A 13,310-nucleotide genomic window follows, 5' to 3' on the forward strand; every position below is an offset into this window, starting at 1 on the left:
GGACAGGGCCAGCGGGGCCGGACAGGGTCAGGGAAGCGGTCCGGACTGCCACCGGCCCAGCACGGCGGTGACACCGAGCAGGCCGAGGAGCACCGCCGGAGAGAGCGCCACGATCCACCAGGGCACCACGACCTGTGCGGGAGGGAGCACCGGTGCCGGTTGCGCCAGCCCCGCCTCCAGGATGACCGCCCCGGTGGCCGGACGGCTGAAATAGGTCACGTGCTCCGCCCACCACGGCTGCCGCCGGTGCGCGGGCACATAGCGGACGCACACCGGGCCGGGCCCGCCGTCGTCATGCTCGGCGGCGGAGCCGGTGGAGCAGCCTGGCTGCCGGTCCTGCGCCTCGAGGCGGGAAGGGAACACCGTGCCCCAGGAGACGGGGTCCAGCAGAGACTTCACATGCCAGATCCTGCTCTCCGGGACCTGTCCGACGTCGGCGGGGCGGCGGCGCAGCCAGCGGATCACCCCGGCGGTGAGCCCGCCGTAGAGCAGCGCCGCCAGCAGCAGCACCCCCGCGCCGGTGACGGCCCCGGTGACCGTCCCGGCGGCGCTGTGGGGAAGGAGACCGCCTCCGCGGGTCAGCGCCAGGTGCAGGACGATCGGCCAGCCCAGGACGAACGGCCAGGCCATCAGCGGCAACCAGCCGCTCACCGCCGCCATCCGCACCGTGTTGAGGTGATGCTCCCCGGAACCGACCCAGACGCATCGGGCGGCTGTGGTGCGCAGCGCCACCCGACGGCTCAGCTCGGCACCCTGCGAATGCCCCACCAGGGCGACCCGATCGGCACGCGCGGAGGCGGCCTCCACCAGCCGGGTGAGCTGCGGCAGCACCGTGTCATCGAGCACCGCGGAGCGATAGAGCCAGGCATCACCGACGATCTCCACCAGCGGGTGGCGCAGCCGACGCCGCCATGGCGGCACCAGCCCGGCCAACGGCAGTCCGACCAGCAGCACCAGGCAGATCAGCGGCACAGCGGCAAGCATGGCCGCCGTGGTCAGCAGCGCGGCCACCCGGCCGGCCGCCCGGCGCAGCGGACCGACGCCGTCGGGAGCCTCTCGCCACCGGTCCCCGTACCAGCCGCCGACACCGCTGATCAGCGCGAACGGGGCGACCTCCAGCACCCACAGCAGCACCACCCAGAACTGCGGGGCACGCAGCCCGGAGGACCACCAGCCGTCATGGAATTCGGCCAGGTACGGCTCGTGGCCCGGCACCTCGATGCGGGCCCGATGTGTCAGCGCCGCCGGTGCGGCGGCCTCGACAGGCAGCTCGGTGAGCGTGCCGCCGGCGGCCTCCGCCCCCCGCCGGACGGCGTCGTAGGTCCGATCGGCCAGGTCCCCGGAGTCCGGGGAACCGACCCCGTGGATGCACACGTAGGCGGTGGTGCTGATCCCCTCGATGGCGCGGCTCACCGCCGGCGGTCAGTCGCGGGCCTCGGCCCGCTGCATCCTGATGGCCCGGCGCATCGTCTTGCGGGCGCGGGCACGGTCCGAGGCGACGTCATAGGCCAGGGAGAGCCGGAACCAGCTGCGCCAGTCCTCCGGGGCGGCCTCGGCCTCGGCGGCGTAGCGGCGGAACTGTTCGTCCGCCTGCTCACGGTCGGCCCGCCCCCCGGGGGAACGCTCCACCGTGTCCTCCGGCAGGCCGCCTTCTTCGGCGAGGAGACGGCCGAGCCGTTCCGAACCGAACCCGAAGAGCAGCTCGCGCAGCAGCACCCAGACGCCCAGAGCCACCACCAGCACGGCGCCGAGGCCGATGAGCTGGGCGACGGGCTCGGCAGAGGTGATCAGCCGCCAGGAGTTGTAGCCGGCCGCGCCCAGGAAGATCGCCAGGATCAGGATGACCAGGGAGGTCCAGATCTTCGCCGTCATCGTCAGCGCCTACAGACCCAGGTCGAGGTAGCCGTCGAGGCCATGGGTGAGGCCCGGACGGGAGGCGACAGTGCGCAGCCCCAGCAGCACTCCGGGCATGAAGGAGGCCCGGTCGAAGGAGTCGTGGCGCAGCGTCAGCTGCTCCCCGGGGGAGCCCAGCAGCACCTCCTGGTGGGCCACCAGCCCGCGCAGCCGGACCGCGTGGACGTGGATGTCCTCCACCACAGCCCCGCGGGCGCCGTCGGGATCATGGGCGGTCGCATCCGGCGAGGGGGCGACGCCGGCCTCGCGCCGGGCCTGGCCCATCAGCTCCGCGGTCCGTGCCGCCGTGCCGGAGGGAGCGTCGACCTTGTCGGGGTGATGCAGCTCGACGATCTCGGCCGACTCGAAGTACTGGGCGGCCTTGGCGGCGAAGGCGGTCGCCAGCACCGAGCCCAGGGCGAAGTTGGGGGCGATCAGCACTCCGGTGTCCGGATGCTGGGAGAGCAGCCCCTGCAGGCGGGTCAGGCGGTCGGCGTCCCAGCCGGTGGCGCCGACCACTGCGTGGATCCCCTGCTCGACGGCGAAGCGGACATTGTCCTCCGTGGCGTCCGGGATGCTGAGGTCCACCAGGTGGGTGGCACCGGAGTCCCGCAGCACCTGCAGGGAGTCGCCCCGCCCGAGCTGGGCGACCAGCTCCATGTCCTCCGCGCCGTCGACGGCCTGCACAGCTTGGGTTCCCATGCGCCCTCGGGCGCCGATCACCGCCACACGAATCTCAGCTTGGCTCATGGTCTCCAGCGTATCGTCCAGCGGGGACACCGGAGGACGAGCACCGGGGGACGACGAGCCCCCTGGGCAGGATGACGCACGGCGGACGCGGCCGACCCGCGCAGCACCGGATCAGTCCGGGCGCCGACCGGCGACGGCGACCCCGGCGCCATGGGTGAGGGCCTCCAGCGGTCCGCGGCGCCCGAGCAGCTGCTGCAGCGCCCCTCCGGCCAGCGCCGCGAGCAGCAGCACCACCATCATCTCCACCGGCCCGATCGCGGAGGTGTTGAGCAGGCCGTCCTCGGCGTGCCAGAGGTGCAGCACCAGCAGGTGCCCCACATAGAGGGTCAGCGGCATGGCCCCGGCACCCACCACCGGCGCGGCCAGACGTCCGATCCGCCGGGTCACCAGCAGGCAGACCCCCAGGACCAGCAGCGAGGTCCCCACCGTATGGAGCACATCGATCGACGTGCCGGAGTGCGGCGTCGGCAGCAGGTACCAGCGGGAGTCCTCGATGATCGGCAGCAGAGTGCCGGTGAGCAGCTCGCCGCGGACCTCGCGGTCGGACAGGCTGGAGAACCTGGCCAGATCGGCCACCACGTCGCTGGTGGCCAGCGTGATCCGGCCCGCCAGCCAACTGACCCCGGCCAACCCGGCCCCGGCCGCTGTCAGCCCCACCACCACCGCGGTGCTGTCCAGTCGCAGCCGTCCCACGGCCATCCCGGTGAACAGGTACGCCGGCCAGATGATCAGCGGATAGTAGCCTGTCACCGCCAGGTCCATGCCCAACAGCTGCGGCTCGGCCAGATCGGCGAATCCGGGGGAATGCCACAGCCGCCACCCGGAGGGAAACTCGTCGAGCCTCTCGGCCAGGAGGGTGTGCACTCCGCGCAGCACCAGCGGAGCCAGCAGCACCCAGCCCGCTGCCAGGGCGAACAGGGCCCGGGCCCCCAGCGAGAGGAACGGCAGGGCGAAGAGGAACAGGATCCCGTAGTGGACCAGGATGATGGCCACGAAGGTCTCCAGCTCCGCGACGGCGAGACCGATGACCATGATCAGCAGCGCCCGGACCGCGACCACCTTCCGGTTCCAGACCACCCGCTCCCGCGAACCCGCGCCGAGAGCTCCTCCGCTGAGCAGGGCCAGGCCCACGCCGGCCAGCAGCGCGAACAGCGCGGACGGACGGCCGGTGAACAGCCATCCGGCGAGCGTCGGATCGCCGGTGGCCTCGTCCGTGGTGGACAGCACATGGACCGCCATCATCCCCAGCAGGGCGAGGCAGCGGGCGGCGTCGACTCCGGAGATGCGGGGGGTGCGCCGGGGGCGGCCGCGACGCGGCGTCGCACCGGCGGTGCTGGGGCTGTCCACAGACGGTAGGCTACTGCCCATGGCGAGCGACAACGAGCTGACACACGAGTTCGACCTCCACCTGACCGAGGGCGAGGTCAAGCACCCCGATCAGACGGATCCGTTCTTCGGGCATCTGATCACCGCGATGGTCACGCCCTTCACCCAGGACGACCGGGTCGACTACGAGGCCTTCGAGGCGCTCGCCGTCAAGCTCGTGGAGGAGGGCAACGACTCGCTCGTGGTCTCCGGAACCACCGGTGAGACCTCCACGCTGGAGGACCACGAGAAGGAGGGGCTGGTCCGGGCGGCGAAGTCCGCCGTGGGTGACCGCGCGAAGGTCATCGCCGGCACCAGCACCAACCACACCTCCCATGACCTGGAGATGGCCCGCCGTGCCGAACGCGCCGGCGCCGACGGTCAGCTGGTGGTCACCCCGTACTACAACAAGCCCAGCCAGGACGGCGTGCTGGCCCACTACGAGGCCGTCGCCAACGCCGCCGACCTGCCGCTGATGATCTATGACATCCCGGGCCGCTCCGGCATCGCGATCGAGACGGAGACCATCCTCAAGCTCGCCGAGCACCCGCACATCATGTCGCTCAAGGATGCGAAGAACGACATCACCGCCACCACCGAGGTGCTCACCAAGACCGAGCTGGAGGTCTACTCGGGCGACGACCAGAACGTGCTGGCCTGGATGGCCATGGGCGCGGTCGGCGTCGTCTCGGTGACCTCCCACGTGGCCAGCCCCCACTTCCGCCGGATGATCGACGCCGTGCTGAACTACGACCTCAAAGAGGCCCGCATCGTCCACGGCGAGCTCGGCCCGGTCATCCGCGGCATGATGACCCGGGTCCAGGGAGCGGTCTCCTCGAAGCTGGTGCTGGACTGGCTCGGCTTCCCGATCGCCCCCGATGTGCGCCTTCCGCTGGTGCAGGCCAACGAGAAGGAGAAGGAACTCGTCCTGGCCGACCTTCGGGAGGCCGGCTGGAACCTCTGAGCCCTCCTCGTCCCCTGGGCCGGGCAGATGGTCCGCCTAGGTGGGGAGTCCACCGAGCACGTAGGCTCGGGATCACGTATATCGCAGATCTGAACACCGACCCAGGAGGGCCATCACCTTGGCACCACAGCGCCTGACCACCCCGCCGAAGCTGAAGAACGGCACGATGCGCATCGTGCCCCTCGGAGGCCTGGGAGAAGTCGGGCGCAACATGGCGGTGTTCGAGCTCGACGGCAAGATCCTCATCGTCGACTGCGGGGTGCTCTTCCCCGAAGAGGAGCAGCCCGGCGTCGACCTGATCCTGCCAGACTTCAGCTACATCGAGGACCGGCTCGACGACGTCGTCGGCCTGGTGCTCACCCACGGGCACGAGGACCACATCGGCGCAGTGCCGTACCTGCTGCGCAACAAGCCGGACATCCCGCTGATCGGCTCCACGCTGACGCTGGCCTTCGTGGAGGCCAAGCTGGCGGAGCACCGGATCAAGCCCTACACCCTCGAGGTCCAGGCCGGCGACGTCGAGGCGTTCGGCCCCTTCGAGTGTGAGTTCGTCGCGGTCAACCACTCCATCCCGGACGCCCTGGCGGTCCACATCCGTACCGAGGCCGGGTCCGTGCTGCACACCGGTGACTTCAAAATGGACCAGCTGCCGCTGGACGGCCGCATCACCGACCTGCGCCACTTCGCCAAGCTCGGCGAAGAGGGCGTGGACCTGTTCATGACCGACTCCACCAACGCCGACGTCCCCGGATTCACCACTCCGGAGAAGGAGATCGGCCCGGTCATCAACCAGTTCTTCTCCGACTCGCGACGCCGGATCATCGTCGCGTCCTTCTCCTCCCACGTCCACCGCGTCCAGCAGGTGCTCGACGCCGCGGCCGCCCACGGCCGACGCGTGGCCTTCGTGGGCCGTTCCATGGTGCGCAACATGGGGATCGCCGCGAAGCTGGGATACCTCGATGTGCCCGAGGGGATCCTGATCGACATGAAGAAGATCGACAACCTCCCGGACCACGAGGTCGTGCTGATGTCCACCGGCTCCCAGGGTGAGCCCATGGCCGCGCTTTCCCGCATGGCCAACGGCGACCACCAGATCCAGGTGGGGGAGGGTGACACCGTCATCCTCGCCTCCTCGCTGATCCCGGGCAACGAGAATGCGGTCTTCCGCGTCATCAACGGGCTGCTCAAGCTCGGCGCCGAGGTCGTGCACAAGGGCACCGCCAAGGTTCACGTCTCCGGCCACGCCTCCGCCGGTGAGCTGCTCTACTGCTACAACATCGTCCAGCCGAAGAACGTGATGCCGGTCCACGGCGAGACCCGCCACCTGATCGCCAACGGCAACCTGGCGATCGAGACCGGCGTGGACCCGGAGCGGGTGCTGCAGTGCGAGGACGGCACCGTGGTGGACCTGCGCGACGGCGTCGCCCGGATCTCCGGCCAGATCGAATGCGGCTATGTCTACGTCGACGGCTCCTCCATCGGCGAGATCACTGACGCTGACCTGAAGGACCGGCGCACCCTCGGCGAGGAGGGCTTCATCTCGGTCATCACCGTGGTCAACCGGCAGACCGGGCAGATCGTCTCCGGCCCGGACATCCACGCCCGTGGTGTGGCCGAGGAGGACAAGGTCTTCAAGGACATCAAGGCCAAGATCGCCCGGGCGCTGACTGAGGCCATCCAGGACAACAAGGAGCACACCACCCACCAGCTCCAGCAGATCGTCCGCCGGACGATCGGCTCGTGGGTCAACCGCAAGCTGCGCCGCAAGCCGATGATCGTCCCGGTGATCGTCGAGACCTGATCCCGGCGCGCGTCGTCGGGTGTGATGGCGTCGTCCGGTGTGATTCGGGGCCAAAGGCGTGGCCATCACGCCGGTCGGCGCCTGCGCGCGGTAGGTTGGCGGGTATGGCGACACGTACTTCCCCCTCGCGCGCCGCCAGCTCGGACGGACGGAAGAAGAAGTCCACCACCGGTGCTGACAGCCGCGCGAAGACGTCGAAGAAGACCACCCACCAGGCCCCGGACCGGGGGAACCTGGTGGCCGCCGCGTTGCGCGGGCTCTGGATGGCCTTCGCGACGCCGGTGGCCGCTGCGCTCCGCGGCATCGGCCGCCAGGTCAAGGTCGACCCCGAGGACCGCCGTGACGGCGCCGCCCTGGTGTTCATCCTGCTGGCTCTGATCACCGCCGTCGTCGACTGGTGGGGGGTGCGACAGCATGACCACTGGAGCATCGACATCGTCCACAACGGGACCGCCGGGACCTTCGGCTGGGCCGCTTCGCTGCTGCCGGTGGTGCTGTTCATCACCGCAGTGCGCTACATCCGACACCCCCAGGAGCACGAGGACAACAGCCGCGTCGCCATCGGTCTGACCCTCATCCTCTGCTCGGCGGCAGGCCTGGCTCACCTGGCCCACGGCATGCCCACACTCAACGCCGCCTTCGAGGACATGCTGGCCTCCGGGGGGATCATCGGATACCTGGCCACGGTGCCGCTGGCCAGCCTGGTCACCCCCTACCCCGTCTGGGTGATCCTCGCCCTGACGCTGCTCGCGGGCATCCTGGTGCTCACCGACACCCCGTTACGCCGGATCCCGCAGCGCCTCGCCGTCGCCAAGGCCTATGTGGTCGGGGAACGCCCGGAGCCGCTGCCCGAGACGAAGCCGCTGACCGAGGAGACCTCCGCGGACAGGAGCGCCCAGGAGGGGACCTCCCGGAAGCCCCGGAAGGCGCGGGCACAGCACGCGTCCGGCGAGGCCGCCGAGGAGACCGCCGTCTTCGAGGAGGAGCCCGAGCGTCCGAAGAAGGGCCTGCTCGCCAAGATCCTCGGCGCCAAGGCCGAGACCGCACTCCCTGACGAACAGCTCAGCTCCGAGGACGAGCTGCCGTCCCCGGCCGCAGAGGGCGCCTACGACAGCTCCGCCCTGGAGGAGGACTCCGCGCCGTCGGCCCCTGCCGTCCCACCGGGAGTGCGCCGCCCCACGGCCCAGGAGCTGGCGATCCAGCGGGCCCGGGAGAAGGCCGCCGAGTCCGGCCAGGTTCCCGATGGTCCCGCACCGTCGGCAGACTCCGGGGCCGCCCCAGCGGCCGGGGCCTTCGAGGGTGTTCCGGCCCAGCCGGACCCGCAGCCGGACCCGCAGCCGAACCCGCAGCCGAGCCCTCAGTCGAGCCCGCAGCCGCGGGCGGCCGTCGCGCCGACTGCCGCCGCCGCGGAGACTCCGGCGCCCGCCACGGATCTCCCGGTGCGTTCCGAGCAGCTCGAGCTGGCCGGCGACGTCACCTACACGCTGCCTGACCAGGCGATGCTGCCTGCCGGACCCCCGCCGAAGGAGCACACCTCGGCAAACGACGAGATCGTCGAGGCGCTGAACCAGACGTTCTACCAGTTCAAGGTCGAGGCACAGGTCACCGGGTTCTCCCGGGGACCGACGGTGACCCGGTACGAGGTGGAACTGACTCCGGGCACCAAGGTCGAGAAGGTCACCTCCCTGGAGAAGAACATCTCCCTGGCCGTGGCCTCGAACGAGGTCCGCATCCTCAGCCCGATCCCCGGCAAGTCCGCCATCGGCATCGAGATCCCGAACAAGGACAAGGAGGTCGTCGCCCTGGGCGACGTCCTGCGCTCCAACGCGGCCCGGAAGACCGAACACCCGATGGTCATGGGCGTGGGCAAGGACATCGAGGGCGGCTACGTGGTGGCCAACCTGGCGAAGATGCCGCACCTGCTGGTCGCCGGTGCCACCGGCGCCGGCAAGTCGGCCTTCGTGAACTCGATGGTGACCTCGGTGCTCATGCGTTCCACCCCGGACGAGGTCCGCATGGTCATGGTGGACCCCAAGCGGGTGGAGCTCACCGCCTACGAGGGCGTGCCGCACCTGGTCACCCCCATCATCACCGACCCCAAGAAGGCCGCCGAGGCGCTGCAGTGGGTCGTCAAGGAGATGGACAACCGCTACGACGACCTCGCCCACTTCGGGTACAAGCATGTCGATGACTTCAACAAGGCCGTCCGGGCCGGAAAGATCCAGCTGCCGCCGGACTCGAAGCGCGAGCTGCGGCCCTACCCGTACCTGCTGGTGATCGTCGACGAGCTGGCGGACCTGATGATGGTCGCTCCGCGCGATGTCGAGGACTCCATCGTGCGCATCACCCAGCTGGCCCGTGCCGCCGGCATCCATCTGGTGCTGGCCACCCAGCGACCCTCGGTCAACGTCGTCACCGGCCTGATCAAGGCGAACGTGCCCTCCCGGATGGCCTTCGCCACCTCCTCCGCCACCGACTCCCGCGTGGTGCTCGACTCGGTCGGGGCGGAGAAGCTGCTCGGCCAGGGCGACGCCCTGTTCCTCCCGATGGGGATGAACAAACCCATGCGCGTACAGGGTGCCTGGGTCAACGAGTCCGAGGTCCACGCCGTGGTCGAGCATGTGAAGTCGCAGCTGAAGGCGCAGTACAGCGAGGACGCCGTCGCCGCGATGGAGCCGAAGAAGCGGGAGATCGATGCCGACATCGGCGATGATCTCGACCTGCTGCTGCAGGCCACTGAGCTGGTGGTCACCACCCAGTTCGGATCGACGTCGATGCTTCAGCGCAAGCTGCGCGTCGGCTTCGCGAAGGCCGGTCGCCTGATGGACCTGATGGAGTCCCGTGGCGTGGTCGGGCCCTCCGAGGGATCCAAAGCGCGCGATGTGCTGGTCACCCCGGAGGAGCTTCCCGGGGTGCTGGCGACCATCGGAGGGGAGGAGCCGCCGACGGCGGCGCCGTCCGAGGACGCCCCCGGCGCTTACGAGGGCGCCCCGGTGGACCTCGAGCCGGCCCCCGGCGTCGCCACCGGTGCCCCGGCCGGGACCGGACCCACCGAGGCCGCTCCGCACCAGCCCCCGCAGGCCTCGCCGACGGGCCACCAGCCCGCAGATCCCAGTCCTGCCGGGCACCAGCCCCAGCGTGGGGCCCCGCCGGCCGGCGGCTCCACCATGTCCGGGCTGAGCTCAGCGGACCTGATCGCCCGGGATCTGGCCGAGCGCACTGCCTCCCTGCCCGAGGCGAGCGACTATCATGACGGTCACGACTCCACTGCCGGAGAGGACGCCTGGCAGCTCACCGGACGGTGACCTGCCGGATCCTGATCCCGGCTCCGCGCCCCGCCCCGCCGAGAAGAGGAACTGCGTGAGCTCGTCCACCCCAGAGCAGACCGACCCGGAGAAGCCCCCGCTGCTCAACATCGCCAATGCGCTCACGATGCTGCGCATCGTGCTGGTGCCGCTGTTCGTCTGGTTCCTGCTGCTGGACGCCGCGCCGGCGACCGCGGGCGGCTTCGAGGCGACCAACGGAGGCTGGCGCTGGGCCGCGGCGGGACTGTTCGCCGCGGCGATGATCACGGACAAGATCGACGGCGACCTGGCCCGTGCCAGGAACCTGGTCACCGATTTCGGGAAGATCGCCGATCCGATTGCGGACAAGCTGCTCATCGGTGCCGGGCTGGTCATGCTCTCGGTGCTGGGTGAGCTGCCGTGGTGGGTGACGATCGTGATCCTGGCCCGTGAGCTCGGCATCACCGTGCTGCGTATGGTGGTCATCCGCTATGGCGTGATCCCGGCCTCCCGCGGCGGCAAGCTCAAGACGGTCCTGCAGGCCGCCGGTCTGCAGCTGATGCTGCTGCCGCTGGTGGTCATCGCCGGGTGGCTGGCGGACGTCGCATTCTGGATCATGATGGCCGCTCTGGTGGTCACCGTGCTCACCGGGCTCGACTATCTGCTCTCGGCGCTGCGTCTGCGCCGCGCGGCCCGCTGAACGGCCAGGGGCGATCAAGATCGCCGGGCCGCCCGACCTGATCAGCGCGTTCCGACCCAGCGCGTTCCGACCAACCGTGGAGGAGGTTCAGCCCGTGAGCGGAGGACCCGGAGCGATGCCCCGCTCCAGCCGGGGGGAGAGCCCCGGGAGCTCTGATGCCCGCCGGGGAGAGCCGGAGCCGGTGCGCGCGCACCGACCCGAGGCGGGGGTCGCCCATGAACGCTGGACCCGGGATCAGCAGGAGATCGCCGGCCCCGCAGATCAGGTGGCCGAGGCGGCTGAACGCCGCACGGACCCGGTGGAGATCATCCAGCGCTGTGCTCACCGCCAGCTGACTCTGTCCACGGCGGAATCGCTGACGGCCGGATCGTTGGCGGCCCGGCTCGCCGACGTCCCGGGGGCATCAGCGGTGCTGCGGGGCGGCGTCGTGGCCTATTGCAATCCGGTGAAACACGAGCTGCTGGGCGTGGACGAGCATCTGCTGGAAGCCCGCGGTGCCGTCGACCCCACGGTCGCGGCGGCCATGGCCCGCGGCGCGGCCTCGGCGACGGGATCCGTGCTGGGAGTCTCCACCACCGGCGTCGCCGGGCCCGAGCCCCATGAGGGCAAGGACGTCGGCACCGTCTACGTGGGTCTGGCCTGCTCCCAGGACGCCGCTGAGCGGGTCGGGCTGCGACTGCCGGAGGCCTGCGAGGCCGACGCCGGCGTGTCCTCCGGAGGTCCTTCCGGAGGGCCTGCGATGGTCGCGGGGGAGCACTGGATCTCCGGGGCGGTGCTGCTCGACCTCGACGGGGATCGGGCCGCCATCCGGGAGGCAACAGTGGAGGCTGCGCTGAAGCTCGTCGAGGAGCTGCTGCTCACAGAGCCCCCAGGTGTCGGTGATCCCCGCTAGAGTGGGGAACAAAATCCGGGGAGATCGAGTTGCTCCGGATGAGGCGTCTGCTCTCGCACCGTTCACGGTCAGGCCCCAGGGTCGGACCGAGGAGCAGACGCATGAGGGCCATCGGAGTCCACGAAGGAGAGAGACCATGGTGAGACAGCCAGTCACCGTCAACGGAGTCACCCGTTGGAAAGACCTGGACGTCGACGCCGCGCCGGCCGCCGAGTCCAAGGAGGCCAAGGCCGTGGTCCTGCGTCAGGAGATCGGCGATGTCCTGCGCAGCATCCGCCAGGCCGAGGGCCGCACGCTGCGCGATGTCTCGCATGGGGCGAGGGTCTCGTTGGGATACCTGTCCGAGGTCGAACGTGGACAGAAGGAGGCCTCTTCCGAGCTGCTGGCATCGATCTGCGCCGCGCTGGACGTGCCGCTCTCGTCGATGCTGGGCCAGGTGGCCGAGCGTGTCGCCGTGGCGGAGGGGCTGCATGTCCCGGACACTGTGCCCACCGAGTTCCAGCGCGAGTTCGGCCACGGTGTGGTGCCCGACGGCATCCCCGAGGACTTCACGCAGGAGGAGCTCGCCCGCAGCTGCGGATGACATCGCCCTGAGTGTCTGAGCACAGAGGGTCGGTCCCACGGGGCCGACCCTCTGTGACGTCGGCGTCCCGCCTGATCTGTGATCGGCCTCGCGACCCCTTAGACTGACACGCATGGATACGCCCGACCGCCCTGCCCTGGTCCGCGAGCTGGAACGGGAGTTCAACCGGCTGTTCGTCCGCCGTCGGTTCAACGCCCTGCAGCTGGCTCGTCGGATCGACCCTGAGATCGAGCCCGCGTCCTATTCGGTGCTGGCCACCCTGCAGAACGAAGGGCCCGCGAGGATGACCTCCATCGCGCGGCACCTCGGGATCGGCAAGCCCACATTGTCCCGCCAGCTGACGACGCTGGTCTCGCGAGGGTGGGTGAGCAAGGAGACCGACCCTGCCGACGGCCGTGCGCAGACGGTCTCGCTGACCGCCGAGGGCCGGGAACGCCTCGAAGCGGCCCAGCAGGAGCGTGCCGAACGCTACCTGACGATGCTGCAGTCCTGGGACCAGGAGGAGATCGAGGCGCTCTGGATGCTGGTGGCCAAGCTGAACCGCACCTACGCCGAACAGGACCCCGCCGGACCCGGCTTCCCCGCCTCCGGGCAGGGGGGAGAAGGCGGACAAGGAGGCACCCCTCCGCCCGCCGAGAGCGCCTGATGTCGCAGACCTGTGCGGAGCCCCGCCGAGGGAAGGGGCAGCGCCGATGCAGCTGAGCAGATTCTGGTTCCTCATGGAGGGCGAGTTCGGCACCCGCTATGCGCACGTCCTCGCCGGTTCCCTGGTGCTCACCGGCCATCAGAAGACGGCCTCCGAGGCCCTGGCCTCCGGAGTGAGCCCACGGGAAGTCTGGGAGGCGATCTGCCAGCAGCAGGAGATCCCGGACGACCGGCGCCTGGGACGCGACATCCCTCCGAAGCGCTGACCCCGATCTCCGGATCGACCCGCAGGACGGCGCCCGACACGCACCTCTGCTTCGAAGGTATGTTCGAGGACGTGCGGTAGTGTTCTCCACAGTAGGTGTCGCGCACGGTGACCGCCACGCCCGATGGTCCACAGACCAGCACTCCCTGCTGGGACGTGTCAGAGGTG

Annotated in this window: 12 protein-coding genes; 8 read left to right on the forward strand and 4 right to left on the reverse strand. The window is 70.2% G+C overall.

Annotation, left to right across the window (positions count from 1 at the left end):
* Positions 1 to 27 precede the first annotated feature (27 nt).
* From ACYVKI_RS03070 to ACYVKI_RS03085, 4 genes are all read right to left on the reverse strand, one after another.
* The gene (locus tag ACYVKI_RS03070) at positions 28 to 1,413 is read right to left on the reverse strand and encodes a hypothetical protein (protein WP_460688865.1); all 1,386 of its coding nucleotides are present in this window, start codon (positions 1,411 to 1,413) and stop codon (positions 28 to 30) included.
* Between the two features lie 9 nt (positions 1,414 to 1,422).
* Positions 1,423 to 1,872 (reverse strand): hypothetical protein, encoded by a 450-nt coding sequence (locus ACYVKI_RS03075; protein ID WP_460688866.1) that lies wholly within the window; start codon positions 1,870 to 1,872, stop codon positions 1,423 to 1,425.
* A gap of 9 nt (positions 1,873 to 1,881) precedes the next feature.
* The gene (dapB, locus tag ACYVKI_RS03080) at positions 1,882 to 2,643 is read right to left on the reverse strand and encodes a 4-hydroxy-tetrahydrodipicolinate reductase (RefSeq protein ID WP_460688867.1); all 762 of its coding nucleotides are present in this window, start codon (positions 2,641 to 2,643) and stop codon (positions 1,882 to 1,884) included.
* Positions 2,644 to 2,754: 111 nt separating this feature from the next.
* Positions 2,755 to 3,990, reverse strand: a complete 1,236-nt coding sequence (locus ACYVKI_RS03085; protein WP_460688868.1) for a heparan-alpha-glucosaminide N-acetyltransferase domain-containing protein — start codon at positions 3,988 to 3,990, stop codon at positions 2,755 to 2,757.
* A 127-nt stretch (positions 3,991 to 4,117) separates the two neighbouring features.
* On the opposite strand from ACYVKI_RS03085, the gene dapA reads away from it, so the two are divergent.
* The 8 genes from dapA to ACYVKI_RS03125 all read left to right on the forward strand — a co-directional run bounded on the left by dapA (position 4,118) and on the right by ACYVKI_RS03125 (position 13,143).
* Positions 4,118 to 4,972 carry a 4-hydroxy-tetrahydrodipicolinate synthase gene (gene dapA, locus ACYVKI_RS03090; RefSeq protein WP_460689392.1) on the forward strand — a complete coding sequence of 285 codons (855 nt, stop codon included), beginning with the start codon at positions 4,118 to 4,120 and terminating at the stop codon, positions 4,970 to 4,972.
* A 166-nt stretch (positions 4,973 to 5,138) separates the two neighbouring features.
* Entirely contained in the window at positions 5,139 to 6,773 is a 1,635-nt protein-coding gene (locus ACYVKI_RS03095; protein ID WP_460689393.1) for a ribonuclease J, read from the forward strand.
* A gap of 104 nt (positions 6,774 to 6,877) precedes the next feature.
* Entirely contained in the window at positions 6,878 to 10,078 is a 3,201-nt protein-coding gene (locus ACYVKI_RS03100) for an FtsK/SpoIIIE family DNA translocase (RefSeq protein ID WP_460688869.1), read from the forward strand.
* Positions 10,079 to 10,133: 55 nt separating this feature from the next.
* Complete coding sequence (gene pgsA, locus ACYVKI_RS03105) at positions 10,134 to 10,757, forward strand: CDP-diacylglycerol--glycerol-3-phosphate 3-phosphatidyltransferase (protein ID WP_460688870.1); 624 nt, start codon at positions 10,134 to 10,136, stop codon at positions 10,755 to 10,757.
* Positions 10,758 to 10,851: 94 nt separating this feature from the next.
* The gene (locus ACYVKI_RS03110; protein WP_460688871.1) at positions 10,852 to 11,649 is read left to right on the forward strand and encodes a CinA family protein; all 798 of its coding nucleotides are present in this window, start codon (positions 10,852 to 10,854) and stop codon (positions 11,647 to 11,649) included.
* A gap of 136 nt (positions 11,650 to 11,785) precedes the next feature.
* Positions 11,786 to 12,232 (forward strand): helix-turn-helix domain-containing protein, encoded by a 447-nt coding sequence (locus ACYVKI_RS03115; protein ID WP_460688872.1) that lies wholly within the window; start codon positions 11,786 to 11,788, stop codon positions 12,230 to 12,232.
* Between the two features lie 112 nt (positions 12,233 to 12,344).
* Positions 12,345 to 12,878, forward strand: a complete 534-nt coding sequence (locus tag ACYVKI_RS03120; RefSeq protein ID WP_460688873.1) for a MarR family winged helix-turn-helix transcriptional regulator — start codon at positions 12,345 to 12,347, stop codon at positions 12,876 to 12,878.
* A 46-nt stretch (positions 12,879 to 12,924) separates the two neighbouring features.
* Positions 12,925 to 13,143, forward strand: coding sequence for a DUF3046 domain-containing protein (locus ACYVKI_RS03125; RefSeq protein ID WP_460688874.1), 219 nt, complete (start codon positions 12,925 to 12,927; stop codon positions 13,141 to 13,143).
* Positions 13,144 to 13,310 lie beyond the last annotated feature (167 nt).

Source organism: Nesterenkonia suensis (genome assembly GCF_054782935.1).

Bases quoted from the DNA above. Each gene is read 5' to 3' on its own strand.
- ACYVKI_RS03115 (WP_460688872.1), top strand. From the start codon at position 11,786: ATGGTGAGACAGCCAGTCACCGTCAACGGAGTCACCCGTTGGAAAGAC.
- dapB (WP_460688867.1), bottom strand. From the start codon at position 2,643: ATGAGCCAAGCTGAGATTCGTGTGGCGGTGATCGGCGCCCGAGGGCGC.
- ACYVKI_RS03120 (WP_460688873.1), top strand. From the start codon at position 12,345: ATGGATACGCCCGACCGCCCTGCCCTGGTCCGCGAGCTGGAACGGGAG.
- dapA (WP_460689392.1), top strand. From the start codon at position 4,118: ATGGTCACGCCCTTCACCCAGGACGACCGGGTCGACTACGAGGCCTTC.
- ACYVKI_RS03095 (WP_460689393.1), top strand. From the start codon at position 5,139: ATGCGCATCGTGCCCCTCGGAGGCCTGGGAGAAGTCGGGCGCAACATG.
- ACYVKI_RS03100 (WP_460688869.1), top strand. From the start codon at position 6,878: ATGGCGACACGTACTTCCCCCTCGCGCGCCGCCAGCTCGGACGGACGG.
- ACYVKI_RS03075 (WP_460688866.1), bottom strand. From the start codon at position 1,872: ATGACGGCGAAGATCTGGACCTCCCTGGTCATCCTGATCCTGGCGATC.
- ACYVKI_RS03125 (WP_460688874.1), top strand. From the start codon at position 12,925: ATGCAGCTGAGCAGATTCTGGTTCCTCATGGAGGGCGAGTTCGGCACC.